Raw genomic sequence first — 23,728 nt, 5'->3', positions numbered from 1 at the left:
CCTCCGATTCGATCTGCGATATACAAGTGGCCTAGTGCTATCTCTGCAGAACAACAAGAATCCATGGAGGTGCCCCGTGAAGCGTTTGCTCTACCCGGCCATCGCACTGATGAACAGGCTGAGTTTCGGTCAGAAGTTCAGCCTCATCAGCGTCCTGTTCTTCCTGCCCATGCTGGCCACCAGTTTTTATCTGGTGCGCGATGCCTATCAGCAGTTCCAGGCCACCCGCGCCGAGCTGCAGGGCATAGCGCCGCTGGCGGACAGCCTGACCCTGCGCGCCGATCTGGAGGCGCTTGGCAACCTGTTACAGATCAATGCCGGGCTCGGGCAGTCGGGCCAGGCCGGGGATGTGGAAACGCAAATCGCGGCGTTGCAGGACAAGGTCCAGGCGCAGCTGCACACACTGCAAGGTGATCAGGCGGTACCGCCAGACAAGCTCGAAGAACTAACTGCGGCATTTGCCGCCGCCCGGTCGGAGTCTTCGTTGCAGAACAAGGCCGCACTGTTCGACAAGCTGCAGGCCCAGGGCCAGCTGCTGGGCAAACAGGTGGTCAGCCAAGCAGGTTTGAGCCAGGACCGCCAGGCTTCGGTACGCCAGTTGAGCGAACTGCTCGGGGTCGCCACGGCGCAGGTCACGCAAACTTTGGGTGAGGGCCGGGCTATCGGCGCCATTGCGCTGGGGCGGGGCTTCATCGACTCCTCTGGCAGTGCGCGTTTCGAAGATGTGCTGCAACGCCTGGAGCGCCTGGCGGCAGAGTATGCCCTGCGCCTGGACGATGCCCTGGCCACGGAACCTGGCTCTACAGCCGCCCTGGCGGGGTTAGCGCAAGGCAGCCAGGCGACGCTCAGGCAGGCCGCGTCTTTGTTCGAAGACCAAGTGGTCGTGGCGCAGACCCTCGAGGCCCCTTGGCCGGTGTTCTATCAGCAGGTCAGTGAGCTGATGGCACAGACTTATCGCTTGAACGACGCCGTACTCGGGCATCTGCAACAGCTGTTGCAGGAGCGCCTGGTCGAGCAGCGCCTGCGCATGCTCGCCCTGGGGGCGGTGCTGGCCGGTGTCTTCCTGCTGATCCTGTACCTGTATGGCGGCTTCTATGTGTCGACCCGGGCCACGTTGCGGCGGCTGGGCGGCGCCATGGACAAAGTGGCCGCGGGTGACATGACGGTCAGCTTCCAGGCCAACAGCCGCGATGAACTGGGCGAGTTGGGTCAAGGCTTCAGCGAAACCGTGCGTCGCATCCGCGGCCTGATCGATCAAGTCGGGCGCACCGTTGTGGCCGTCGAGGAACAGGCCGGGCAAGTGCTGGCGGTGTCGGCGCGCAGCAACCAGGCGGTCAGTGGCCAGCGCGAACAGATCGAGCAAGTCGCCACGGCGATGAACCAGATGAGCGCCACCGTGCAGGAGGTTGCGCGCAGTGCCGCGCTGGCGGCGAATGGGGCGCAGCAGGTCAACCTGGAAAGCGCCAATGGCCGCACCCTTGTGGCAAGCCAGCAAGACAGCATCGGTCGCCTCGCCGAGGAAATCGACCAGACCGTGCTGGCGATCAATCGGCTGGCCGACGACAGCCAGGCGATTGGCCAGGTGCTGGAGGTGATTCGCAGCATTGCTGAGCAGACCAATCTGTTGGCGTTGAATGCGGCCATCGAAGCCGCCCGGGCCGGGGAGCAGGGGCGTGGCTTTGCCGTGGTGGCCGATGAAGTGCGCACCTTGGCCCGGCGTACCCAGGACTCCACCGCGCAAATTGCGCAGATGATCCAGCGCCTGCGCGATGGCGTGGAGCAGGCGGTACGAGCGATGGGCAGCAGCCATCAGATGGCTGCGGGCACTGTCGATGAAGCACGCCAGGTGCAGCAGGCGCTGGGCAATATCCTCGGGGCTGTGGGTGGCATCGTCGAGCAGAATCAGCAGATTGCGGCGGCGGTGGAGCAGCAGACGGCGGTGGCCAATGACATCGACCGCAACATCGTCGCGATCAATCGGGCGGCGCAGGACACCACTCAAGGGGCCTGCCAGGCCGAGGATGCCAGCCGGGTACTTTCGACGCAGGTGGTGGAATTGAAGCGCTTGATCGGGGCGTTCAGGGTCTAAGTGCCGGCACTACCAGCCGAAAAGCTCACAGGCATTTCGGCTGCTGGCTTGAGCCAAGACTTCGACCTCGATGCCCATCAATTCGGCCAGCGATTCGGCAATCTCGGGCAGATGCTCCGGGCTGTTGCGCTGGCCGGCGAACATCGCCGGGGCCATGTCTGGCGAATCGGTCTCCAGCACGATGCTTTCCAGCGGCAGGCGCGGCAGGGTCTTGCGCAAGCGTAACGCCTGCGGCCAGGTCGCTGCACCGCCCAGGCCAAGCCGGAAACCCAGCTTGATGTACTCGCGCGCCTCTTCGTAACTGCCGGCAAACGCATGGATCACTCCCGCCCGCACCGGCTTGTAGCGCTTGAGCGTGGCAATCACCTGGGCGTGGCTGCGGCGCACATGCAGCAAGGCAGGCAGTGCGAAGTCACAGGCCATCTGCAGCTGCGCTTCGAACAGCGCCTGCTGGCGCGCCTTGTCCAGTTCTGGCAGGTAATAGTCCAGGCCGAACTCGCCCACTGCGCACAGCCGTGGGTCGCCCTGCAGGCGCTCCAGCCATTCGCGCAGCTGCGTCAGATGCTCCGGCCGGTGCTGGTCCAGGTAGACCGGATGCAGCCCCAGCGCCGCCTGCACGCTGCCTTCGGCGCAGGCCAGGTCCCACACCCGCTGGAAATTCGCTTCATACACCCCCAGCACCACCATGCGCTCCACCCCGCGTGCCGCCGCGTTGGCCAGCAGGCGCGGGCGGTCGGCATCGAAATCGGGGAAGTCCAGGTGGGTGTGGGTGTCGATCAGGCGCATGGTCAGGCCGCGCTGATGCGTTGCTTGAACGTCCGGCCAATGGCGTGCACGCCGGGCTCGTAGCGTTTTTCCTCGATGGCGGCCAGGGCCAGTTCCAGCGCAGTGGCGGCGATCAGGCCGTGCTGCTGGGCCATGGCGTTGACCGGCAACGGCAGGAAGTCGAGCAGCTGGTTGTCACCGAAGGTGCCCAGGTGCAGCTGGCGCGAGTCAGCCGGGCGCGCCTGCAAGGTGTCGAACACCCCTTGCAGCAGCACGTAGGAGGTGGTCACCAGGGCATCCGGCAGGCCGCCGTGTTCGTCGATCAGCTGATGCATCAGGCGTTGGCCGCACTCACGGCTGAAGCCCTCGCCCTGGTAGCGGCGGACAACGCCGTCGAACCCTTGCATCGCTTCGTCGAAACCGCCGGCACGGGCCTGGCTGACCGACAGCTCCGGGCGTGCCCCGATCAGCGCGATGCTTTTCGGCGTGGTGGCCAGCAGGCTGTCGGCCAGTTGGCGGCTGGCATCGCGGTCGTCGCTGATCACCGAGCAGAAGTGTGCCGGGTCCAGGCGCCGGTCGATGGCGATCACCGGCAGGCCTTTGTCCTGCAACTCACGGTAGCTATCGTCCTCTGGCGGCAGGCAGCTGGCCACGAATAGCGCGTCGCAACGGCGGGCGCGGAACAGTTGCTGCAGTTGGCGCTCGCTGTCGGGCTGGTCGTCGCTGCTAGCGATCAGCAGCTGGTAGCCACGGGCGCGGGCGCCTTGCTCCAGCTGCTTGGCGATGCGGGCGTAGCTGGGGTTCTCCAGATCCGGGAGAATGAAGCCCAAGGTGCGGGTGTGCCGGCTGCGCAGGCCGGCTGCTTGCGGGTTGGGGGTGAAGCCATGGGCCTCGACCACCGCGCGCACCCGCTCGACAGTACTGTTGCTGATGCGCTGCTGTTCGGCCTTGCCATTGATGACATAACTGGCAGTGGTCACTGACACACCGGCCAGACGGGCGATATCGCTGAGTTTCACCGAATTTTCCTTGTTATTACCGGGACTGGCTACGGAACCAGGACCGGATAGTTTGACCCGGATTGGCCGCCTCGCGCAGGCGACCATTGTCGCAATTGTCCGACAGGCTGGGGCTTTTTCCTTGGCAGATTATCGAGTAACGTGGCCGCTTGGTCAGATTAAACGTTTCAGCTATTAATTTTTCTGCCTCGGCTGCCTGCCGTGAAAGGCTGTCGAACTGGCTGATTCTGTGAATATCACAACAATACCTCAGTACCCGGCATCAAAACCAAGCTGGGGCTGCAAAAGGAGAAGGTCATGCTCGAGCTCGCCAAAGAGCAGATAGCCATGGGCCAGAAGGCCGTCGACAAGGCCGGGGCGTTGCGCCTGCTGGCGGATCAGCTGGTGGCCGACGGCCTGGTTGCCGAGGGTTATCTCGAAGGCCTGCAGGCACGCGAAGCGCAAGGCTCGACGTTTCTTGGCCAGGGCATCGCCATCCCTCACGGCACCCCACAGACCCGCGAGCTGGTGTTCGCCACGGGCGTGCGCCTGCTGCAGTTCCCCGAAGGCGTGGACTGGGGCGATGGCCAGATCGTCTACCTGGCCATCGGCATCGCCGCCCGTTCCGACGAACACCTGCGCCTGCTGCAGCTGCTGACCCGCGCCCTCGGCGAAACCGACCTGGCCGAGGCATTGCGCCGGGCCAGCTCCGCCGAAGCCTTGCTCAAATTGCTGCAAGGCGCGCCGCAAGAGCTGGCGCTGGACGCACAGCTGGTTGGCCTGAACCTGCCGGCTGAAGATTTTGATGAACTGGCCTGGCGCGGTGCCCGTCTGCTGCAGCGCGCCGGTTGTGTCGACAGCGGCTTCGCCGCCGTGCTGCAACAGGCCGAACCGCTGCCACTGGGCGAGGGCCTGTGGTGGCTGCACAGCGAGCGCCAGGTGCGTCAACCAGGCCTTGCTTTCATCACCCCGCAGCAGCCCCTGCGCTATCGTGACCAGCCGCTCAATGGCCTGTTCTGCCTGGCCAGCCTCGGTGCCGCCCACCAGGCCCTGCTTGAACGCCTGTGCGAAGTGCTGATCGAAGGCCGCGGGCAAACGCTCTATCAGGCCACCAGCAGCCGTGCGGTACTTGAGGTGCTGGGCGGTGAGGCGCCGGCTGACTGGCCCACTGCGCGGGTTGTGCTGGCCAACCCCCATGGGCTACACGCCCGCCCGGCGAAGATCCTGGCGCAACTGGCCAAGGGTTTCGAGGGCGAAATTCGCCTGCGCGTGCTCGACAGCGCGCAGCCGGCGGTGTCGATCAAGAGCCTGAGCAAGTTGCTCAGCCTCGGCGCGCGCCGTGGCCAGGAGCTTGAACTGAGCGCCGAACCGTCGATTGCCGGTGATGCCTTGCCAGTACTGCTGGCCGCCATCGAGCAAGGCTTGGGCGAAGAGGTCGAGCCGCTGGTGCAAACTACCCCCTCGGCCGTTGCCAGCGCAGCCGCAGCACTCCAGGCGCCTGTTGCAGGCAGCCGCATCCAGGGCGTCAGTGCATCCCCGGGTATTGCCAGCGGGCCGGCGCATGTCTGCGTCGAGCGCGATATCGATTACCCCCTGCGCGGTGAGTCGCTGACGCAGGAGCGCCTGAAGCTGCGTAGCGCGCTTGAGACTGTGCACGGCGAGTTGCAGGCGCTGGTGCAGCGCAGCGACAAGTCGATTTGCGAAATCTTCGTTACCCACCAGGAAATGCTCGCCGACCCGGCCCTGAGTGACGATGTCGACGCACGCCTGGCCCAGGGCGAAAGTGCGGCCGCGGCGTGGATGACGGTGATCGAGGCGGCGGCGCGCCAGCAGGAAACGCTGCACGATGCACTGTTGGCCGAGCGCGCTGCCGACCTGCGCGACATTGGCCGCCGTGTGCTGGCTCAGTTATGCGGCGTGCACGCCCAGACCGAACCGGAACAACCCTACGTACTGGTGATGGGCGAGGTGGGTCCCTCCGATGTCGCCCGCCTGGACCCAACCCGCGTCGCCGGCATCGTCACTGCCTACGGCGGTGCCACCGCGCACAGCGCGATCGTCGCCCGCGCCTTGGGCATCCCAGCCGTGGTCGGCGCGGGCCCGGCGGTCCTGCTGCTCGATTCCGGCACCCCGTTGCTGCTCGACGGCCAGCGCGGCGTGGTCAGCGTCGCACCGCCAGCTGACGAGCTGCAACGGGCGCTGGCCGAGCGCGACCAGCGCGAACAACGGCTGCAAGCCGCCTGGGCCCAGCGCCATGAGCCGGCAGTGACACGCGATGGCCATGCTGTAGAGGTGTTCGCCAACATCGGCGAGAGCAGCGGCATCGACACGGTGGTAGATCAGGGCGCCGAGGGTGTTGGCCTGCTGCGCACCGAGCTGATCTTCATGGCCCATTCGCAGGCACCCGACGTGGCCACCCAGGAAGCGGAGTACCGCCGTGTGCTCGACGGCCTCGGCGGTCGGCCACTGGTGGTGCGTACCCTCGATGTGGGCGGCGACAAGCCGTTGCCATACTGGCCGATCGACACCGAAGAAAACCCGTTCCTCGGCGTGCGCGGTGTGCGCCTGACTTTGCAGCGCCCGCAGATCATGGAAGACCAGCTGCGCGCCTTGCTACGCGCCGCCGATCAGCGGCCGCTGCGCATCATGTTCCCCATGGTCGGGCAAATCCACGAGTGGCGCGAAGCGCGCGCGATGGTCGAGCGCTTGCGCCTGGAAATCCCGGTCGCCGACCTGCAGGTCGGGATCATGGTCGAAGTGCCATCCGCCGCCTTGCTGGCGCCGCAGCTGGCCCGTGAGGTGGACTTCTTCAGCATCGGCACCAACGACCTGACCCAGTACACCCTGGCCATCGACCGTGGCCACCCGAGCCTTTCTGCCCAGGCCGACGGCCTGCACCCGGCGGTACTGAACCTGATCGACATGACGGTGCGCGCCGCCCACGCCGAGGGCAAGTGGGTGGGCGTGTGCGGCGAACTGGCCGCCGACCCGCAGGCGGTGGCTGTGCTGCTGGGCCTGGATGTGGACGAACTGAGCGTGGCTGCCCGCAGCATTGCCGAAGTCAAAGCCCTGGTGCGCCAGGCTGATCACCAAACGGCTCGCGCCCTGGCGCGCGAGGCCTTGCAACAGGACAGCGCCGCGGCGGTTCGCGCGCTGGTGGAGCGTTACTGATGGCCAAGATTCTGACCCTGACCCTGAACCCTGCGCTGGACATCACCGTCAGCCTCGGCGCTTTGCGTCCCGGGCACGTCAACCGGGCCCAGGCCCAACAAAGTCACGCCGCGGGCAAAGGCCTGAATGTGGCCCAGGTGCTGGCCGACCTGGGCCACAGCGTCACCGTCGGGGGCTTTCTGGGCCTCGACAACCCGCAACCGTTCGAGGCGTTGATTGCCCGGCGCGGCTTCGCCGACTGCTTCGTGCGCGTGGCCGGTGAAACCCGCAGCAACCTCAAGCTGGTCGAGGCCGATGGCCGGGTCACCGATATCAACGGCCAGGGGCCGGAGGTCGACGAAACAGCCCGCACCGAGCTGCTGCAGCGCCTGGCACAGGTGGCACCAGGGCACGACGCAGTGGTTGTGGCCGGCAGCCTGCCGCGTGGGGTCAGCCCCGAGTGGTTCCGCCAGCTACTCGAGCAATTGCAGGCACAAGGGCTGAAAGTGGCCCTCGACAGCAGTGGCGAGGCGTTGCGTGCCGGGCTGCAGAGTTCGCCTTGGCTGGTCAAACCCAATACCGAAGAGCTCGGCGAAGTGTTGGGGCTGGCCGTGCTGACCGCCGCTGAGCAGCGCGCCGCTGCCGAGCAACTGCTGGCCAGTGGTGTCGAGCATGTGGTGGTGTCGGCGGGCGAGCAGGGCGTCTGCTGGTTTGCTGCTGGCCAAGCGCTGCAGGCACGCCCGCCTCAAGTGCGGGTTGCCAGTACCGTGGGCGCGGGTGATTCGCTGGTCGCCGGCATGGTCCACGGCCTGCTTGCCGAGGAATGCCCACGGCAGACCTTGCGCCGCGCCACGGCCATCGCCGCACAGGCCGTGACCCAAGTGGGTTTTGGCATCTGCGACCGCGAGCAGCTCGCGCAGCTGGAAGCCGCCGTGCAACTGACAGAACAACAAGAGGGTTGCCGATGAACATCGCCATTGTCACCGCCTGCCCAAATGGGCAGGTGTCCAGCGTGCTCAGTGCCCGCCTGCTGGCTGCTGCCGCCCAGCGTCGGGGCTGGAGCACCAGTGTCGAGGTACAGGATGCCGAGCATCCCGAGCGTCAGCTGACGCCTGCGCAGATTGCCGAGGCCGATTGGGTGCTGGTGGTTGCCACCGGCCCGGTGGACCTTGCGCGCTTCGCCGGCAAGCGTTTGTACCAGAGCACCCCGGCGCAGGCCCTGGCCGACCGCGAGGGCTTTCTCGACGAGGCGGCGGGCAAGGCCGAAGTGCTGGCTGCGCAAGCGGCCAGCGCGGTGCCTTCGGCGGCTGTACGCCTGGTTGCGGTCACCGCCTGCCCGACGGGGGTGGCGCATACCTTCATGGCCGCCGAAGCCTTGCAACAGGCGGCGCAACAGCTGGATTACCAGCTCACCGTCGAGACCCAGGGCTCGGTCGGGGCGCGCAACCCGCTGTCGGCCCAGGCCATCGCCGATGCCGACGTGGTGCTGCTGGCCGCTGATATCGAGGTGCCGACGGCACGTTTTGCCGGCAAGCGTATTTACCGTTGTGGCACCGGTATCGCCCTCAAGCAGGCGCGTGCGACCCTGGAAAAGGCGCTGGCCGAGGCCAAGGTCGAGAGTGCTGCGGACACGGCGTCCGCAACTCCCGCCAAGACTGAAAAAGCCGGTGTCTACAAGCATCTGCTGACCGGTGTTTCGTTCATGCTGCCGATGGTGGTGGCTGGCGGCTTGCTGATTGCCCTGTCGTTCGTCTTTGGCATCGAGGCCTACAAGCAGCCGGGCACATTGCCGGCCGCGCTGATGCAGATCGGCGGCGAGGCGGCGTTCAAGCTGATGGTGCCGCTGCTTGCAGGGTACATCGCCTGGTCCATCGCCGACCGCCCGGGCCTGGCGCCGGGCATGATCGGCGGCCTGTTGGCCGGCACCTTGGGTGCCGGTTTCATCGGCGGCATCGTCGCCGGCTTTCTCGCTGGCTACAGCGCCAAGGCCATCGCCCGCTGGGCCCGCCTGCCAAGCAGCCTGGAGGCGCTCAAGCCGATCCTGATCATCCCGCTGCTGGCCAGCCTGTTCACTGGCCTGGTGATGATCTACGTGGTCGGCCAGCCGGTGGCGGCGATGCTCGAAGGGCTGACGCACTTCCTCGACAGCATGGGCACCACCAACGCCATCCTGCTCGGGCTGCTGTTGGGCGGGATGATGTGCGTCGACCTTGGCGGGCCGATCAACAAGGCTGCCTATGCCTTCTCGGTAGGGCTGCTGGCGTCTTCCAGCTATGCGCCGATGGCGGCGACCATGGCCGCTGGCATGGTGCCGCCGATCGGGCTGGGCATCGCCACCTTCCTGGCCCGGCGCAAGTTCGCCCAGAGCGAGCGCGAGGCGGGCAAGGCAGCGTTGGCGCTGGGGCTGTGCTTCATCTCCGAAGGGGCGATCCCGTTTGCAGCCAAGGACCCGCTACGGGTGATCCCGGCGAGCATTGCCGGTGGCGCTTTGACCGGTGCGCTGTCGATGTATTTCGGCTGCAAGCTGATGGCGCCGCATGGCGGGCTCTTCGTGTTGCTGATTCCTAATGCCATCAACCATGCGCTGTTGTATCTGCTGGCGATCGTGGCGGGCAGCCTGGTGACTGCAGTGGTGTATGCGGTGATCAAGAAGAGCGAGCGAGTGGAGTTGGCTGTTGCACCCGTGAAAGGCTAGCGCCTTCTGTTGGCATTGCCGGCCCTTTCGCGGCTAAAGCCGCTCCCACAGGTACTGTGTTGAGTCAGAAACTACACAATACCCTGTGGGAGCGGCTTTAGCCGCGAAGAGGCCGGTACAGGTTAACGCCGATGTTTCTGCCGCAACGGCACCAGCAGATCGGCCAGGCCGTTATGGTCGACCTCATGCATCAACGCCAGCAACCCACCCAGCTCCCCCGCCGGAAACCCCTTGCGCGCGAACCAGGCCAGATAATCCCCCGGCAGGTCGGCAATGATCCGCCCTTGGTATTTGCCAAATGGCATGGTGCGGGTGACCAGCAGTTCGAGCATTTCCGGTTTCATCGACGAAGCCTGGCAGTGAATGAGCGCCGACCATACTGCAATCTGCACGAGCCCCCAAGCGGCAATCATGCATAACGCCATTTGCCGCCGCTTGCCTTTAGTAATTAACTATCTGTTTTAAAAGGAATTATTTTTATGGGGCCGCTTGGCACGAAGCCTGCTCCAGTACAAGGGACTATCACCTGCCAAGGAGTTTGTGCCATGAGCAACCCCAATAAAGACGTGATTGACGTACTCAACGATCTGATCGAATACAGCAAGGATGGCGAAAAGGGCTTCAAAGCCTCGGCCGATGATGTGAAGAACCCGGAACTCAAAGCGTTCTTCGTCCAGCGTGCCGGCGAATGCGCCAATGCTGCAGGCGAACTGCAAAGTGAAGTACGTCGCTTGGGTGGCGATCCGGAGACCTCTACCAGCGTCAGTGGCGACCTGCACCGCGGCTGGGTCAACCTGAAGTCGCTGGTTACCGGTAAAGACGAAGAAGCGGTACTCAATGAAGTCGAGCGCGGTGAAGATCACGCCCTCAAGGCTTACAAAGAAGCACGGGAAAAACTGGTCAAGCTTGGCCGTCAGGCCAGTGATCAAAGCTATGCCCTGGTGGAAAAACAGCTTCAGGGCGTACAGCGCAATCATGACCAGGTGAAAGCGCTGCGTAACGCTGCCCGCGCCCGCTCCTAACCGAGCGGCCCCTCTACCCGGTTGCGGCCATTGGCCTTGGCCCGGTAAAGGGCTTCATCCGCGGCACCTAGCACCTGCGAAAGCTCCTGCTGGGTGCCGGGGGTGTAAAGGCCTATTCCGATGCTCACGGTGACCCCGTGGGCATCGTCTTCGAATGGCGCCAGCCCTTCCACACGTGCACGAATGCGCTCAGCGAGGAGCCTGGCCCCCTCTGCATCCGTCTCAGGCAGCACTAGCTGGAATTCCTCCCCCCCATACCGTGCGGCCAAGTCCGCCGGGCGGCGTATGGATTGCTCCAGCGTTTTGGCGACCTCACGCAATGCATGGTCTCCGCCCGCGTGGCCATGCCGCTGGTTGAATGCCTTGAAATGATCCACATCGACCATCAGCACTGCCAGCGGGTTGCCGTTGCGTTGCGCGCGCGCCCATTCCGTGCGCAGCACTTGGTCCAGCCTTCGGCGGTTGGCCAAGCCGGTGAGGCTGTCGGTAGCCGCGAGGGAGGCCAGGCTCTGTTCGGCTTCATGGCGGCGCCGCAGTTCTCGGCCAAGCAGCAAGGTCAGCCAGAGGATGCCGGCACATAAGGCTCCGGTTGCGACGCTTACGATACGTGCGGTACGCCGCCATGATTGGAACACTTCGTCTGCCGAATCGACCACCAGGACGATCAGCGGCAGGTCACCTACCCGAGCGAAGGTATAGAGGCGTTGCTGACCGGAGATGTCCGAACGGGCGCTAAAACTGCCACTTTGCTCGTCGAGTATGCGTTTGAAGTTGGGCCGCTGGGCGTACGAAGTGCCGGTTGCCGAATCATCTGCGCCCGATGCCTTGCGGGCCAGCAGCTGCCCCTCGCTATTGAGGATGTTGATGCTGCTGTCCCCGCCGATATCCAGGCGCTGGAACAATTCGCGAAAGTACGACAGCCGCAGCGCACCGGCGGCCAGTCCGGCGAATTGGCCGTCTGAGGTGGAAATGCGGCGGCTGAAACTGATGCACCAGTCCAGGTTGCCCAAGCGTGCCTTGAACGGTGGGCTGATGTACAGGCCCAACGCTGCATTGTCCCGATGGGCGATGAACGCTGGCGTATCGGCAAAGTTGGCCTGGCGAGGCGCGACACTGATCGAGTCGGCCACCACGTCCCCCTTGCTGTCGAGCCAGAGGATATCGCCGCGCACCGGGGCCGCGAAGGTCTGGTTGAACAGGACCCGCTGGCGAAGATCGGGTGGAACCTGCAGCACTTGTGGGTGCTCGACTGCCCAGATCAGCCCCTTCAGCGACTGATCGTACAGTTCGACATTGCGCAGGATGTCGCTTTCGATCAGTTGCACGATGTTGTTCGATGCGCGGATTGACGCCTGTTCGACGCTGTCGCGTTCGCGTGCCAGCAAATAGCTGACGATGGCCACGATGGCGAGCACGGCAAGGCAGCTGCCCAGATTGAGGATCAGCTCGGGATGCGACCTGTAGAATGCGGAACGCGTGGATAAAGTGGGCATGCGCGCTACTGCTGAGGCAGGGCCATTTGCGGCGGGCGACATTCTAGGGAAGCGAGCATTGTCGGACAAGATTTGTCCGACGGAATTCAGCAAGGGGCTGCAAGGCAGCCCTCATGTCGGCGAAACGAGGGCAAAGCCCTCGCCAGCGGTCTCAGGTCAGAAGATGTTCAGTGGGTAATCGACGATCACCCGCACTTCATCGTTGTCGCTGTTGCTGTCGATCGACGCATAACCCTGGCTACCACGGTGGGTGGCATAGCGCAGCTGCACCGCCAGGTCCTTCAGGTCGCCTTCCTGGAACACATACTTCACGTCCAGGTCCCGCTCCCAGTGCATGGCGTTCTTGCCATCGGCGCGGTAGTAGTCGTAGTGGCTGGTGTCCTGGGTGGCCTTGGTCAGGTCCGCCTCACCGCGCGAGTAGGACAGCGAGGTGCTCAGGCCCGGGATGCCGATACCGGCGAAGTTGTAGTCGTACTGCAGCTTCCACGAACGCTCGTTCGGGGCGTTGAAGTCCGAGTACATGCGCGAGTTGTCCAGGTACACGCTGTCGCCGAGATTGATGTAGTCGAACGGCGTGTTGCCGTTGACCCGCTGGTAGGCGGCGGTGATGCTGTGGTAACCGGCGTTGACCGTGAAGTGCAGGCTGTAGGTGTTGTTGTCGATCTTGCCCAGCAGCGCCTGGCCGGTGTCCTGGGTGTGGTAGAAGTGCACGCCCGGGTTGAGGCTGACCAGGTCGTTGACCACGTAGGTGTAGTCGAAGTCAGCGTAGTACTGGTTCCAGATGTCCTTCAGCTCGGCCGCGTACAGGTTGGTGGTGATGTGCTCGGTACCACTCCACGACGCGCCCGCCCAGTTCAGGTGCTTGCTCTTGTCGTGCTCGTCCAGGCTGCCGTAGTAGGTGTCGATACGGCGGTGGCCACTCTGGTTGTACGGGTGAGTGAAGCTGACCTGGCCGCCTTCGAGCAGCAGGCCGTCGACGCTGTGGTTGGTCAGGCTCACGCCGCGGAAGGTCTGCGGCAGCATGCGGGTCTCGCCGCCTGCGATCACCGGGTTGGTGATGAACAGGTCGCCGGCTTTCAATTCGGTGTCGAACGCCTTGAGCTTGACCGCAGCACCTGCAGTGGAGAACGAGTGCGGGGCAGCGCCCAGTTCACCGTCGTCCTTGATGTGCTCGGGCAGGATGCTGGTGCCGGCATGGCCGCCACCGCCGTCGAGCTTCAGGCCCAGCATGGCATGGGCGTCGAGGCCGAAGCCGACCACGCCCGGGGTGTAGCCGGACTCGAAACGGGCGACCGCGCCCTGGCCCCACTCGCGGGTGTCGCGCACGCCGGCATTGTGGTTGTCGCGGTTGAAATAGGCATTACGAAAATGCAGGTTGAAGGACGAACCCTCGATGAAGCCATCAGCCTTGTCTTCATCTGCCTGGGCGGCGAAGGGGATCGTTGCAGTCAACGCAATGAACAGCGGGGTAAAACGGAACGCGGAAGGCACCGGTACTAGCTCCTTTGGTCTGACGGTGGGGCAGTTTTTATTTTGAATGTGCGTCTTTTTATAGGGGTACGTTACAGCGGGGCTGAGAGTTAGCGCACATAAAAAAAGCCGCTGATCGGCAGCGGCTTTAAAAGGCTAACATATCGGCACCCACGGTGCCCATGGCGTAGCCAAGGGAAAACGGGAGCAGGTGCGACGCGCAATCAGCTATCGGCATTGGCGTCGCTGGAAACTTTCGAAGCGGTCTGTTCTGCGTCTTTTCCGGCGTCGGCCTTGTGTGCCAGGGCTTCGCGGGAGTCTTGGTGAACAGCGGCAAGTTCTGCAGTACGCGCTACGAAAGCCGGGGATTCTTCGGCCATGGCCAGGGGCGACAACAACAGGGAAGACAGAACGAAAACGCTGGCAATACCCATACTGTTGGACATGTTTGAAACTACCTTCTTGCGGTGCAAGTGCTATGAGGACGGGGCTAAAGTTAGTCCGTTTAATGCCCTGGAAACAGCGTCTTTGGTGATAAGCACTGTTGCGCAAAAGGTAAGGATCGCTGGAAAAGCAATTGGACCTTAGCGTGAAAGGCCCGTGCTAGACAGCTTGTGCGGTCAATGCTGGAAGCCGCCTTGCATTGCGAAACTATCATTTTTACCAGGTGACATGCGGTGCGTCCGGTCAGATGCTGGTTGCATGGCGTCTGATCTCTTCTCGCAACGCAAGGCAGGTATGACATGGCAGCGCGTTCGACCAGGCAAATGCGAGAACAGTCAGCTGCCCTGCATGCTGGGACGCCGACAGTCACCGGTCCTTTCCGCACATTGGCGCTTTATCGTGCGGCGCACACCCCTGGCGTTTCACCGCGCCTGCTGATTGAACGTGCGGTCAAGGATCCGTCAACCCGGGCAACGCGGATGTTCGGTGCGCGACCCTTGCTCAACGAGGCCACCGCAAACGCGGACGCGGTGACGGTCACTGCCCTTGAAGGCCGACCCTTGTCATTGCATACCGCAGACGGCGATCTTTCCCTGCGTTTACTGGACAGTGCCGGGCGCCCGCTGTGGTCGCTCAACGCCCAGCAGACGGTGACTGTCATGAGCTATGAAACGGCCTTGCTCAGTGGGCGGCCCCTGTCGTTGACGGAAATGGCTGCCGGTGTACCGGTTGGACGTGTACGTGAACGCTATAGGTATGCACCTGCGGGAGAAGCGTACTGGAAGGCCCGCAATCTCTCTGGACGTTTGCGGGAATCCTGCAACAACGCAGGCATCGACCGAACACTCAGCCTGTCATTGACGGACCAATCTTTGGCGACCGAGCAATGTCTCTTGACGGTTGAAATAGAACAGCCGGATTGGTCTCGTACCACAGAAGAAGATGTCGAGGCTCCTCTGGAGGTCTTGAATCAGCTCGATGCTACCGGCGCCCTGTTGAGTAGCACTCATGCCGCCGGTGTCACCACCTTCGAGGTATACGGTATCAGCGGTGCACGCGAGCAGACGCGGGTCAGGTACATGAAGGGTGGCGAGGCTGGAGAAGTCGTCACCTTGCGCGACGCTCGTTATGCTGCAGATTCCAGATTGCTGGAGCAAACCGCTGGTAACGGCGTCGTGGACCGCTATGAATATGACGCTCGAACTCCTCGCATCAAGCGACATCTGACCGCTCGCCCTGCAGGCCATCCTCTGGGCAGCCTGGTGATCAGTGATCTGCATTACGAACACGATCCAGGCGGCAATATCTTCAGCCTTGATGATCAAGGTGCAGACCCTGAGTGGCATAAAAACCTGGAGGCGACGGGGCTTCGGCATTACGCCTATGACACGTTGAACCGTCTGGTTTCGGCAACGGGACGTAAGCGAGTGCCTGCAGCCCGGCATCATCCTTCATCGGGTACGCGTAGTGACCCGAGTGCAGGCCAAGTGTGGGCTCCCTACAAGGAAGAGTACTCCTATGACGATGGAAACAATCTTTGGCTGATTCGGCATATCGCCGGCGAAGGTCTGCGCACGGTCGAACTCCACGTGGCACGGGGTAGCAATCGTGCAGTCGTGAAAGGGCAAGGTTTTACGCCTGAGACGGGCTTTCTGCCTGGAGGCCTGCAGAAACAATTAGGCGATGGCAGGACTGTACACTGGCATGCGGACAATCAACTCAGGGCTGTCAGCCTGGTTGGACGTGAGCATGAAGAAGATGACAGCGAACGCTACCACTACGATGCAGGTGGTAGCCGAGTTCGCAAGGTTCATTCGGTAAAAGTTGGGAGTGTCTGGCAGATCACGGTAACCACCTATACGCACGCTTACGAACACCGCCAACGCTGGCAGGCAGACGAGACTGCACTACAACGTGATGTGCTTATTACAACGTTGGGTACTGCTCGGCTGGTAACAGACCTGCTCAATGGCGTAAGCCAGTTGCGCTACGACTTGAATGATCACTTGCATAGTTCGGCGGGAGAAACAGATGCTATTGGCAAGGTCATTGCTCGTGAGGAATATGCACCTTATGGCTGTACGGTGGGGAGTGATGAGGCGGAGTCTGAAGTCAATAATCTCACACAGCGGGCTATACGGCATGCAGGCAAGGAGCGCGATGCGACGGGTTTATATTATTACGGTTGGCGGTATTGCCAACCGCTTACCGGCCGTTGGCTGAGCGCCGACCCTGGAGGTTTGGTCGACGGGATCAATTTGTTCCGACTGGCGAGCAGTTCCCCTGTAACTGTCAGGGATCTCAATGGTAAGCAGACAGTTTATTCGAAGCAATTGATCGATAAGCATGCGGATGGCTACCCTGCTACGGAGGAAGCCCTACGCCGACTGGACGCGCGTACGGATAATGATAGCGAGATGGACAGAGAACTTACACACGAGGTGTATGAAGACCAGAACCGAGTAGTATCACGCTACAAAACGGGGGGGGATTATGCGTTCGGTAATGAATACAGGCCTCAGGTCTGGCTAATGTCAGATAATGCACGAAAACCGGGTAGCCAGACCTACGCTTCGACTGTTGCATTAGAACAGTATCGAATGGTTTCGAAAGCCAAAGGCTTTTATGGGGTACTGCCGAAGTCGATCTTGCGATTTGGAGTCGTGAATAAAGATGCCATCGAAGCTGCCATGGTTACGCCCGAAGAGAAATTGCTCGAGCCTGAAGAGCGTAATCGAAGGGTCGTAGATCGCTTTCTCGCCAGCCCAGCTAACGGGAGCCATACGCGAAGAATATTGGACGCGCTGGGCATGGAGGCCACAAGGGTTACGTATCATGATTATGTTCAGGATCTAGCAACCGCGATTATAGAAGTTGAGGTTAGGCCGAAGATCCCGAAGGCGACGATGGATAGGTGGGCAAAAGAGTATGCCGCCCAAGGCGAGCGTGAAGTGCGTCAGTTTGGCAGGGGATGGCTATCAAGAAGATTGCATGCGGTCGGATATTGCATCAGTGATTATTTACGCTCGATCAGAAACCGTCGGATTCGGCCAGTGACGTTGTGATTGTTCAGCGTGGTTCAATCAGTTGTCATGTCGCAAGCAGCGGTGAGCTCGGTCCTGAACGCCTGGTGGCAGGCAGCCGGATTCCGAATGTATTTTCACCTTTTACGCTACTCACAAAAACCTCCCCGCCATGCATCAACGCGATCGCCTTGACGATCGCCAGCCCCAGCCCATGGTTGCCACCGCCACTGTTGCTGCGCGCCGCGTCCACCCGATAGAACCGCTCAAACAGCAGCGGCAGGTGCGCATCATCGATGGCCGGCCCAGGGTTGCTCACGGCGATGCTGACCTGTTCAGGGCCTGCCTCGATATGAACATGAATGGACTGCTTCGGCGCCGTATGCTGCACGGCGTTGTTCAGCAAGTTGATCAACGCCCGACGCAGCTGGGCCTTTTCGATGGGCGCCTGTGCATCGCCGCTGACGCTGACGCTGACCTGGGCGTCTTCGAGGATGTAGTCCAGGTAGTCGAGCGTGGTGGCCACTTCCTCGGCCAGCGAGGCCTGGGTCAGGGCGGTGGCCTTGCTGCCCTGGTCGGCGCTGGCGAGGAACAGCATGTCGTTGATGATGCTGCGCAGGCGCTCCAGCTCTTCCAGGTTCGACTGCAACACTTCGAAGTAATGCTCGGCGCTGCGCCCGCGGGTGAGGGCGACCTGGGTCTGGCCGATCAGGTTGGTCAGCGGCGAGCGTAGTTCGTGGGCAACGTCGGCGTTGAAGGCCTCGAGTTGTGTATAGGCCTGGCTGACCCGGTCCAGGGCGGCATTGAAGGCACCGGCGAACTGCGCTAGTTCTGGTGCCAGGTTCTGCGTCTGCAAGCGGCCGTCGAGACGCGGCGGCGCCAGTGCCTGGGCTTCATTGGACAACGCCAGTAGCGGCCGCAGGCCGATGCGCGCCACCCAGTAACCCAGCAACGAAGCCAGCAGCACACCGAGCACGGCCAGGCCGACGATGGCCACCAGCAGGCTGTGCTGGGCCTGCCAGAACGTTTCGGTGTCGATGCCGATCAGAAAGCGCAGCGGCGGGCGCTCGCCCAGGGCGGGCAGTTCGCTGACCAGGACCTTGTAGGGGTAAGGCCGGTCGGGCAGGCGCAGGTCGCGCATGCCTTGCGGGCCCTCGCCGAAAGCGCGCACCAGTTCGCTGGGGTGGCCGTATTCGAAGGCCGGGTTGCTGCTGACCACCCAGAAGCGGATGCGCTTGTCTTCCTCGCTGAGCAGGTTGAGCTTGTTGTTGATCTTGGCCCAGTGCTCGGGCGTGCCGAAGCGGTTGAGGGTGGACTCCAGCACACTGAAGCGTGCGTTCAGCTCGGCCCGCGGCAGCAGGTCGAGACTGCGGTCGACCTGGCGGTACAGCGCCGAGCCGATCAGCAGGAACACCGCCATCGCCACCAGGATGAACAGCGCCGACAGGCGCAGGGCAATGGAATTAAGCGGCGCGGTTTTCCAGGACATAGCCCATGCCTCGGATGGTGTGCAGCAGCTTGTTGTCGAACGGCCCGTCGAGTTTGGCGCGCAGGCGCTTGATGGCCACTTCGACGACATTGGCGTCGCTGTCGAAGTTGATGTCCCAGACCAGCTCGGCGATGGCGGTCTTGGACAGGATCTCGCCCTGGCGCCGCGCCAGCACGCTGAGCAGCGAGAATTCCTTGGCGGTCAGCTCCAGGCGCTGGCCGGCGCGGCTGGCCTTGCGCGCCATCAGGTCGATCCACAGGTCGCCGACCTGGATCTGCAACGGCTCGTGGCTGCTGCTGCGGCGGGTCAGGGCCTGCAACCGGGCGACCAGCTCGAGGAACGAGAACGGTTTGCCCAGGTAATCGTCGGCGCCTTCGCGCAAGCCATGGATGCGGTCTTCGACGCGCTCGCGGGCGGTGAGCATGATCACCGGCGTCTGCTTGCGCGCGCGCAGTGCCCGCAGCACGCCGTAGCCGTCCAGGCCCGGCAGCATCACATCGAGCACGATCACCGCGTAGTCGCCTTCAAGCGCCAGGTGCAGGCCGTCGATACCGTCCCGGGCGAGGTCGACGGTAAAGCCCTGCTCGGTCAGGCCGCGATGCAGGTAGTCGGCGGTTTTTTCTTCGTCTTCGATGATCAGCACACGCATGGTCTTGTCCTAGCTGGCACTTGGCGCCGCCGCACGGGCGGCCTGGCGGCGGTGGAACAGGCGCTCCAGCGCCAAGTATATGACCGGGGTGGTGAACAGCGTCAGCGCCTGGCTCACCAACAGCCCGCCGACTACCGCGATGCCCAGCGGCTGGCGCAGCTCGGCGCCGGCGCCAAAGCCGAACATCAGCGGTACCGCACCCAGCAGGGCGGCGAGGGTGGTCATGATGATCGGCCGGAAGCGCGTCAGGCACGCCTGATGAATCGCCTGCTCGGGCGTCATGCCCTGGTGGCGCTGGGCTTCCAGGGCGAAGTCGATGAGCAGGATACCGTTCTTCTTGACGATACCGATCAACAGCACCACGCCGATCAGGCCCATGATGCTGAAATCCTGGCCCATGCCCCAGAGCAGTATCAACGCACCCAGGCCGGCCGAGGGCAGGGTGGAAATGATGGTCAGTGGGTGAACGAAGCTCTCGTAGAGCACACCGAGGATGATGTACACCGCCACCAGTGCGGCGAGGATCAGCCAGGGTTGGCTCGACAGCGAGCTCTGGAAGGCTTGGGCCGCACCCTGGAAATTGCCGCTGATCGAGTCGGGCATGCCCAGTTCGCGCTGGGTGCGCTCGAGGATCGTCACCGCATCGCCGAGGGCCACGCCGGGGGCAAGGTTGAACGACAGGTTGGCTGCCGGGAACAGGCCGTCGTGGCTGATCGACAGCGGGCCGGTGCTCGGTGGTGCGACATGGGCCAGGGCGGACAGTGGCACCATCTCGTTGGTCAGTGGCGAGCGCAGGTAGAAGAAGTTCAGGCTCTCGGCCTTGCCGCGCTGCTTCGCGTCCAGTTCGAGGATCACCTTGTACTGGTTGGTCTCGGTCTGGAACTCGCTGATCTGCCGCTGGCCGAAGGCATCGTACAGCGCCTGGTCGACGTCGGTGGTGGTCAAGCCGAAGCGCGCCGCAGCCTGGCGGTCGATGTCGATGCGGGTGACGCTGGCGCCCAGCTGCAAGTCGTTGGACAGGTCGCGGAACACCGGGTTTTCCCGCAGGCGTTCGGTCAGGCGTTCGGTCCACAGGTTCAGGGCTACGCCGTCGTTGCTCTTGAGCACGTACTGGTACTGCGTGCGCGACGGGCCGGAGCTGAGATTGATGTCCTGGCCGGCGCGCATGTACAGGACGATGCCCGGCACCTGGGCGAGTTTCGGCCGCAGGCGGTCGATCAGCTCGCTGGCCGACACGTCGCGATCACCTCGTGGCTTCAGTGCGATCCAGAAACGGCCGTTGGCGATGGTCTGGTTGCTACCGGTGACGCCCACCGAATGCGAGAACGCTTGCACCGCCGGGTCGTCGCCGATGATTTTCGCCAACGCCAGGTGCTTCTCGACCATCGACGGGTACGACACGTCCGCCGCCGCTTCGGTGGTGCCGAGGATGAAGCCGGTGTCTTGCAGCGGGAAGAAGCCCTTGGGGATGCCGATATAACCGGCGACGGCCAGTGCCAGGGTCACGCCGAACACGCCAAGGGTCAGGCGCTGGTGGGCGAGGGCACGGTCAAGGCCTTTTTCGTACCACCTCACCAGGCGCTCGCCGAAGCCGCCGTGGTGCTCGCCGGGTGGCCGGCGCATGAACAGCGCGCACAGGGTCGGCGCCAGGGTCAGTGACACCACCACCGAAATCAGGATGGTCGAGGTGGCGGTCAGGGCGAATTCCTTGAACAGCCGGCCGACCACACCGCCCATGAACAGCAGCGGGATGAACGCGGCGATCAGCGAGAAGCTGATCGACACCACGGTGAAGCCGATCTCGCCTGCGCCCTTGAGCGCTGCCGTGCGGCTGTCGTCGCCAGCTTCAAGGTGGCGGTGAATGTTCTCCACCACGACGATGGCGTCATCCACCACGAAGCCCACCGAGATGACGATGGCCACCAGCGTAAGGTTGTTGAGGCTGAACCCCATGACGTACATCAGCGCGCAGCTGGCGATCAGCGACACACCGAGCACGCTGGACACCACCATCGTTGCCGACCATTGGCGCAGGAACAGCGCCATCACCCCGATCACCAGGGCCACGGCGATCATCAGGGTCAGCTCTACCTCGTGCAAGGAGGCGCGGATGGTTTGGGTACGGTCCTGCAGCACCGACACATCGATCGACGCCGGGAGCATTTCCTGCAGTTTGGGCAGGGCCGCCATCACCCGGTCGACGGTGTCGACGATGTTCGCACCGGGCTGGCGAAACACCACCAGGTTGAGGCCCGGCTGGTCGCCGGACCAGGCTTTGACGTAGGCGTTTTCGGCGCCGTTGATCACTTTGGCCACGTCCTTGAGGTGCACGGGTGCGCCGTTGCGATACGAGACGATCAGCTGGGCGTAGTCCTCGGGGTGGAACAGCTGGTCGTTGGCGGCGAGGGTCGAGACGCTGTGTTCGCCGTACAGCGCGCCCTTGGCCAGGTTCAGGCTGGTCTGCTGGATAGCCAGGCGCACATCGGCCAGGGTCAGGCCGATGGCAGCGAGCTTTTCCGGCTGGGCCTGCACGCGAATGGCCGGGCGCAGCTGGCCGGTGATGTTGATCAGGCCAACCCCTTCGATCTGGCTGAGCTGGCGCGCCAGCAGGGTTTCAGCGTAGTCGCTGAGGTCGTTGCCGGGCATTTGCGCGGAGCTGACGGTGAGCACCAGGACCGGGCTGTCGGCCGGGTTGACCTTGCGCCAGGTCGGCGGGTTGGGCAGGTCCTGGGGCAGGCGCGCGGTGGCGGTGTTGATCGCTGCCTGGACTTCCTGGGCAGCTGTGTCGATATTCTTGTCGAGGGTGAACTGCAGGATCAGCGTGGTCGAGCCCAGCGCACTGCTGCTGGTCATCTGGGTCATGCCGGGGATGGCACTGAACTGCACCTCCAGCGGCGTCGCTACCGACGACGCCATGGTTTCCGGGCTGGCGCCGGGCAGCTGGCTGGTCACTTGAATGGTCGGGAAGTCCGCTTCTGGCAGCGGCGCCACTGGCAAGCGCGGGAAGGCGATGGCACCGAGCAGCACCAGGGCGAAGGTCAGCAGCAGGGTGGCGATCGGGTGGTCGATGCACCAGGCCGAAACACCGTTGCGGGTATTCATGGCTGGCTCCTGCGGTCAGCCATTGCCGCCGGTGGTGGTGCGTCCGGGGTGACCTCGACACGTGAACCCGGTTTAAGCCGCGACTGGCCGTCGAGCACCAGGCGCTCGCCCGGCTTGACCCCGGCGATGATGTTCAGGCCGCTGTCCTGGTACACCACCTTGACCGGCACAGCGGTGACCTTGTCGCCGTCCAGGCGGTAGACGAAGTGCCCGTCGATGCTCCGCTGCACCACGGGCGGCGGCACCACCAGCGCGTTCTCCTCGACGGCCGTGCGCAGGCGAATGGTGACCAGTTGCCCCGGCCACAGGTGGCCGTCCTTGTTGTCGAATTCGGCCTTGACCCGCACGGTGCCGGTGTTGGCCGAGATCTGGTTGTCGATCAGTGCCAGGTGGCCTTCGCCGAGCAGGTTGCGCTCGCCATCGGCGTCCATGTAGGCCTGGACCAGGGCCGGGGTTGGCGCTTTGAGCAAGGCCTGCAGGGTTGGCAGCATCTGTTGCGGCAAGGCGAATTCGACGGCGATCGGGTCGATCTGGGTGACGCTGAACAGGCCTTGGGTATCGGTAGTGCGTACCAGGTTGCCGGGGTCGACATTGCGGATGCCGACGCGACCGGTTACTGGTGAGCGGATCTGCGTGTATGAAAGCTGCACTTCGGCATTGGCGATGGCCGCCTGGTTGCCCTTGACCGTGGCCTGCAGCTGGCTGACCAGCGCCTGCTGCTGGTCGAGGGTCTGCTTGGATACGCCATCGTCGGTGCTGAGCAAGCGGTAGCGCTTGAGGTCGACACCGGCCACCTGGATCTGCGCCTGGCTCTGGCCGAGCTGGGCACGGGCTTGGTCGAGGCTGGCGCGGATCGCCCGGTCATCCAAGGTGGCGAGCAGGTCGCCTTCCTTAACCCATTGGCCCTCTTTGACCAGTACTTGGGTCAGCACGCCTTCGACTTGTGGGCGCACTTCGACGCTGTGCAGGGACAGCACCGAGCCGATGGCGCTGGTGTAGCGGGGGACGTCCTGTTGGGCGACGGCGATCACCCGCACCGGGATGGCTGCTTGCGCACGGGGTGCGGTGGCTGGCTGGCGCTGGGTATACCAGACGCCTGCGGTCACCAGGGCGAGCAGTGCCAATGCGGCGAGGAGTACAGAACGGGAAGGACGTCGCATCGGCGCGGGCACCTTGGCCAAGGGGGGAACGGGGGTGTGTATTGGAGTTTATAGCGCGGTGACCGGGTCGGCAGCGTGACAGCTGGCTGACAGCGGTGACAGGTTGGGGTTGGTGATGAGACTGGGCGCTTGCCTTGGGTTTTGTGTTGATGCGGAAATCGAGCGCCGCCCGCGCGGCG

At 63.5% G+C, this 23,728-nt stretch carries 16 protein-coding genes and 1 pseudogene; 7 read left to right on the top strand and 10 right to left on the bottom strand.

Translation table 11 applies throughout. The features are described from left to right. Nucleotides 1–109 precede the first annotated feature (109 nt). A pseudogene (locus APH28_RS29565) lies at nucleotides 110–1,231 on the top strand (HAMP domain-containing protein); the annotation flags it as partial. 144 nt (nucleotides 1,232–1,375) lie between these two features. Further along, entirely contained in the window at nucleotides 1,376–2,089 is a 714-nt protein-coding gene (locus APH28_RS29560) for a methyl-accepting chemotaxis protein (RefSeq protein ID WP_371263103.1), read from the top strand. A 9-nt stretch (nucleotides 2,090–2,098) separates the two neighbouring features. On the opposite strand, the gene APH28_RS20935 is transcribed toward APH28_RS29560, so the two are convergent. Together APH28_RS20935 and cra are read right to left on the bottom strand one after the other, a co-directional pair. Then, nucleotides 2,099–2,875 carry a TatD family hydrolase gene (locus APH28_RS20935; protein WP_060512437.1) on the bottom strand — a complete coding sequence of 259 codons (777 nt, stop codon included), beginning with the start codon at nucleotides 2,873–2,875 and terminating at the stop codon, nucleotides 2,099–2,101. Between the two features lie 2 nt (nucleotides 2,876–2,877). Then, nucleotides 2,878–3,873 (bottom strand): catabolite repressor/activator, encoded by a 996-nt coding sequence (cra, locus tag APH28_RS20930; RefSeq protein ID WP_060512436.1) that lies wholly within the window; start codon nucleotides 3,871–3,873, stop codon nucleotides 2,878–2,880. 297 nt (nucleotides 3,874–4,170) lie between these two features. Here cra and ptsP point away from each other — a divergent pair, with 297 nt between their 5' ends. Genes ptsP through APH28_RS20915 form a run of 3 tightly spaced genes read left to right on the top strand, consistent with a single transcriptional unit; the run spans nucleotide 4,171 to nucleotide 9,697 of the window. Continuing rightward, nucleotides 4,171–7,023, top strand: coding sequence for a phosphoenolpyruvate--protein phosphotransferase (gene ptsP / locus APH28_RS20925; RefSeq protein WP_060512435.1), 2,853 nt, complete (start codon nucleotides 4,171–4,173; stop codon nucleotides 7,021–7,023). Next, nucleotides 7,023–7,970 carry a 1-phosphofructokinase gene (gene pfkB, locus APH28_RS20920; protein WP_060512434.1) on the top strand — a complete coding sequence of 316 codons (948 nt, stop codon included), beginning with the start codon at nucleotides 7,023–7,025 and terminating at the stop codon, nucleotides 7,968–7,970. Before ptsP ends, pfkB begins: the two co-directional genes overlap by 1 nt. After that, entirely contained in the window at nucleotides 7,967–9,697 is a 1,731-nt protein-coding gene (locus APH28_RS20915) for a PTS fructose-like transporter subunit IIB (protein ID WP_060512433.1), read from the top strand. Before pfkB ends, APH28_RS20915 begins: the two co-directional genes overlap by 4 nt. Before the next feature lie 122 nt (nucleotides 9,698–9,819). Here the strand turns inward: APH28_RS20915 and APH28_RS20910 are convergent, their stop codons facing one another. After that, nucleotides 9,820–10,041: a DUF3820 family protein gene (locus APH28_RS20910; protein WP_060512540.1), complete on the bottom strand. Its 222-nt coding sequence runs from the start codon at nucleotides 10,039–10,041 to the stop codon at nucleotides 9,820–9,822. 201 nt (nucleotides 10,042–10,242) lie between these two features. Here APH28_RS20910 and APH28_RS20905 point away from each other — a divergent pair, with 201 nt between their 5' ends. Beyond that, nucleotides 10,243–10,719 carry a PA2169 family four-helix-bundle protein gene (locus APH28_RS20905; RefSeq protein WP_060512432.1) on the top strand — a complete coding sequence of 159 codons (477 nt, stop codon included), beginning with the start codon at nucleotides 10,243–10,245 and terminating at the stop codon, nucleotides 10,717–10,719. On the opposite strand, the gene APH28_RS20900 is transcribed toward APH28_RS20905, so the two are convergent. The 3 genes from APH28_RS20900 to APH28_RS20890 form a co-directional block, all read right to left on the bottom strand. Beyond that, on the bottom strand, nucleotides 10,716–12,212 hold the full coding sequence (locus APH28_RS20900) for a diguanylate cyclase (RefSeq protein WP_060512431.1): 1,497 nt from the start codon (nucleotides 12,210–12,212) through the stop codon (nucleotides 10,716–10,718). The genes APH28_RS20905 and APH28_RS20900 overlap by 4 nt on opposite strands. Before the next feature lie 156 nt (nucleotides 12,213–12,368). Next, nucleotides 12,369–13,703, bottom strand: a complete 1,335-nt coding sequence (locus APH28_RS20895; RefSeq protein ID WP_060512430.1) for an OprD family porin — start codon at nucleotides 13,701–13,703, stop codon at nucleotides 12,369–12,371. A 203-nt stretch (nucleotides 13,704–13,906) separates the two neighbouring features. Beyond that, on the bottom strand, nucleotides 13,907–14,128 hold the full coding sequence (locus tag APH28_RS20890) for a hypothetical protein (protein WP_060512429.1): 222 nt from the start codon (nucleotides 14,126–14,128) through the stop codon (nucleotides 13,907–13,909). Nucleotides 14,129–14,425: 297 nt separating this feature from the next. Here APH28_RS20890 and APH28_RS28260 point away from each other — a divergent pair, with 297 nt between their 5' ends. Further along, nucleotides 14,426–17,191 carry an RHS repeat-associated core domain-containing protein gene (locus tag APH28_RS28260; RefSeq protein WP_082432361.1) on the top strand — a complete coding sequence of 922 codons (2,766 nt, stop codon included), beginning with the start codon at nucleotides 14,426–14,428 and terminating at the stop codon, nucleotides 17,189–17,191. Between the two features lie 25 nt (nucleotides 17,192–17,216). On the opposite strand, the gene APH28_RS20875 is transcribed toward APH28_RS28260, so the two are convergent. From APH28_RS20875 to APH28_RS20860, 4 genes are read right to left on the bottom strand one after another with little or no spacing between them, the layout of a single operon-like run. Next, on the bottom strand, nucleotides 17,217–18,638 hold the full coding sequence (locus tag APH28_RS20875) for a heavy metal sensor histidine kinase (RefSeq protein WP_060512426.1): 1,422 nt from the start codon (nucleotides 18,636–18,638) through the stop codon (nucleotides 17,217–17,219). After that, the gene (locus tag APH28_RS20870) at nucleotides 18,613–19,287 is read right to left on the bottom strand and encodes a heavy metal response regulator transcription factor (protein WP_027918369.1); all 675 of its coding nucleotides are present in this window, start codon (nucleotides 19,285–19,287) and stop codon (nucleotides 18,613–18,615) included. The genes APH28_RS20875 and APH28_RS20870 overlap by 26 nt, the downstream gene beginning before the upstream one ends. 9 nt (nucleotides 19,288–19,296) lie before the next feature. Continuing rightward, on the bottom strand, nucleotides 19,297–22,389 hold the full coding sequence (locus APH28_RS20865; RefSeq protein WP_060512425.1) for a multidrug efflux RND transporter permease subunit: 3,093 nt from the start codon (nucleotides 22,387–22,389) through the stop codon (nucleotides 19,297–19,299). Beyond that, complete coding sequence (locus APH28_RS20860; RefSeq protein ID WP_060512424.1) at nucleotides 22,386–23,549, bottom strand: efflux RND transporter periplasmic adaptor subunit; 1,164 nt, start codon at nucleotides 23,547–23,549, stop codon at nucleotides 22,386–22,388. Before APH28_RS20860 ends, APH28_RS20865 begins: the two co-directional genes overlap by 4 nt. Between the last annotated feature and the right edge of the window lie 179 nt (nucleotides 23,550–23,728).

The organism is Pseudomonas sp. NBRC 111124, assembly GCF_001320245.1.
Taxonomy (GTDB): domain Bacteria; phylum Pseudomonadota; class Gammaproteobacteria; order Pseudomonadales; family Pseudomonadaceae; genus Aquipseudomonas.
The sequence above is the reverse complement of the archived record's forward strand: the minus strand, read 5'-3'. Positions and strand labels throughout refer to the sequence as shown.

Bases quoted from the DNA above. Each gene is read 5' to 3' on its own strand.
- pfkB (WP_060512434.1), top strand. From the start codon at position 7,023: ATGGCCAAGATTCTGACCCTGACCCTGAACCCTGCGCTGGACATCACC.
- ptsP (WP_060512435.1), top strand. From the start codon at position 4,171: ATGCTCGAGCTCGCCAAAGAGCAGATAGCCATGGGCCAGAAGGCCGTC.
- APH28_RS20900 (WP_060512431.1), bottom strand. From the start codon at position 12,212: ATGCCCACTTTATCCACGCGTTCCGCATTCTACAGGTCGCATCCCGAG.
- APH28_RS20865 (WP_060512425.1), bottom strand. From the start codon at position 22,389: ATGAATACCCGCAACGGTGTTTCGGCCTGGTGCATCGACCACCCGATC.
- APH28_RS20915 (WP_060512433.1), top strand. From the start codon at position 7,967: ATGAACATCGCCATTGTCACCGCCTGCCCAAATGGGCAGGTGTCCAGC.
- APH28_RS20905 (WP_060512432.1), top strand. From the start codon at position 10,243: ATGAGCAACCCCAATAAAGACGTGATTGACGTACTCAACGATCTGATC.
- APH28_RS20860 (WP_060512424.1), bottom strand. From the start codon at position 23,549: ATGCGACGTCCTTCCCGTTCTGTACTCCTCGCCGCATTGGCACTGCTC.
- APH28_RS29560 (WP_371263103.1), top strand. From the start codon at position 1,376: ATGAACCAGATGAGCGCCACCGTGCAGGAGGTTGCGCGCAGTGCCGCG.
- APH28_RS20890 (WP_060512429.1), bottom strand. From the start codon at position 14,128: ATGTCCAACAGTATGGGTATTGCCAGCGTTTTCGTTCTGTCTTCCCTG.
- APH28_RS28260 (WP_082432361.1), top strand. From the start codon at position 14,426: ATGGCAGCGCGTTCGACCAGGCAAATGCGAGAACAGTCAGCTGCCCTG.
- APH28_RS20875 (WP_060512426.1), bottom strand. From the start codon at position 18,638: ATGTCCTGGAAAACCGCGCCGCTTAATTCCATTGCCCTGCGCCTGTCG.
- APH28_RS20935 (WP_060512437.1), bottom strand. From the start codon at position 2,875: ATGCGCCTGATCGACACCCACACCCACCTGGACTTCCCCGATTTCGAT.
- APH28_RS20910 (WP_060512540.1), bottom strand. From the start codon at position 10,041: ATGAAACCGGAAATGCTCGAACTGCTGGTCACCCGCACCATGCCATTT.
- APH28_RS20870 (WP_027918369.1), bottom strand. From the start codon at position 19,287: ATGCGTGTGCTGATCATCGAAGACGAAGAAAAAACCGCCGACTACCTG.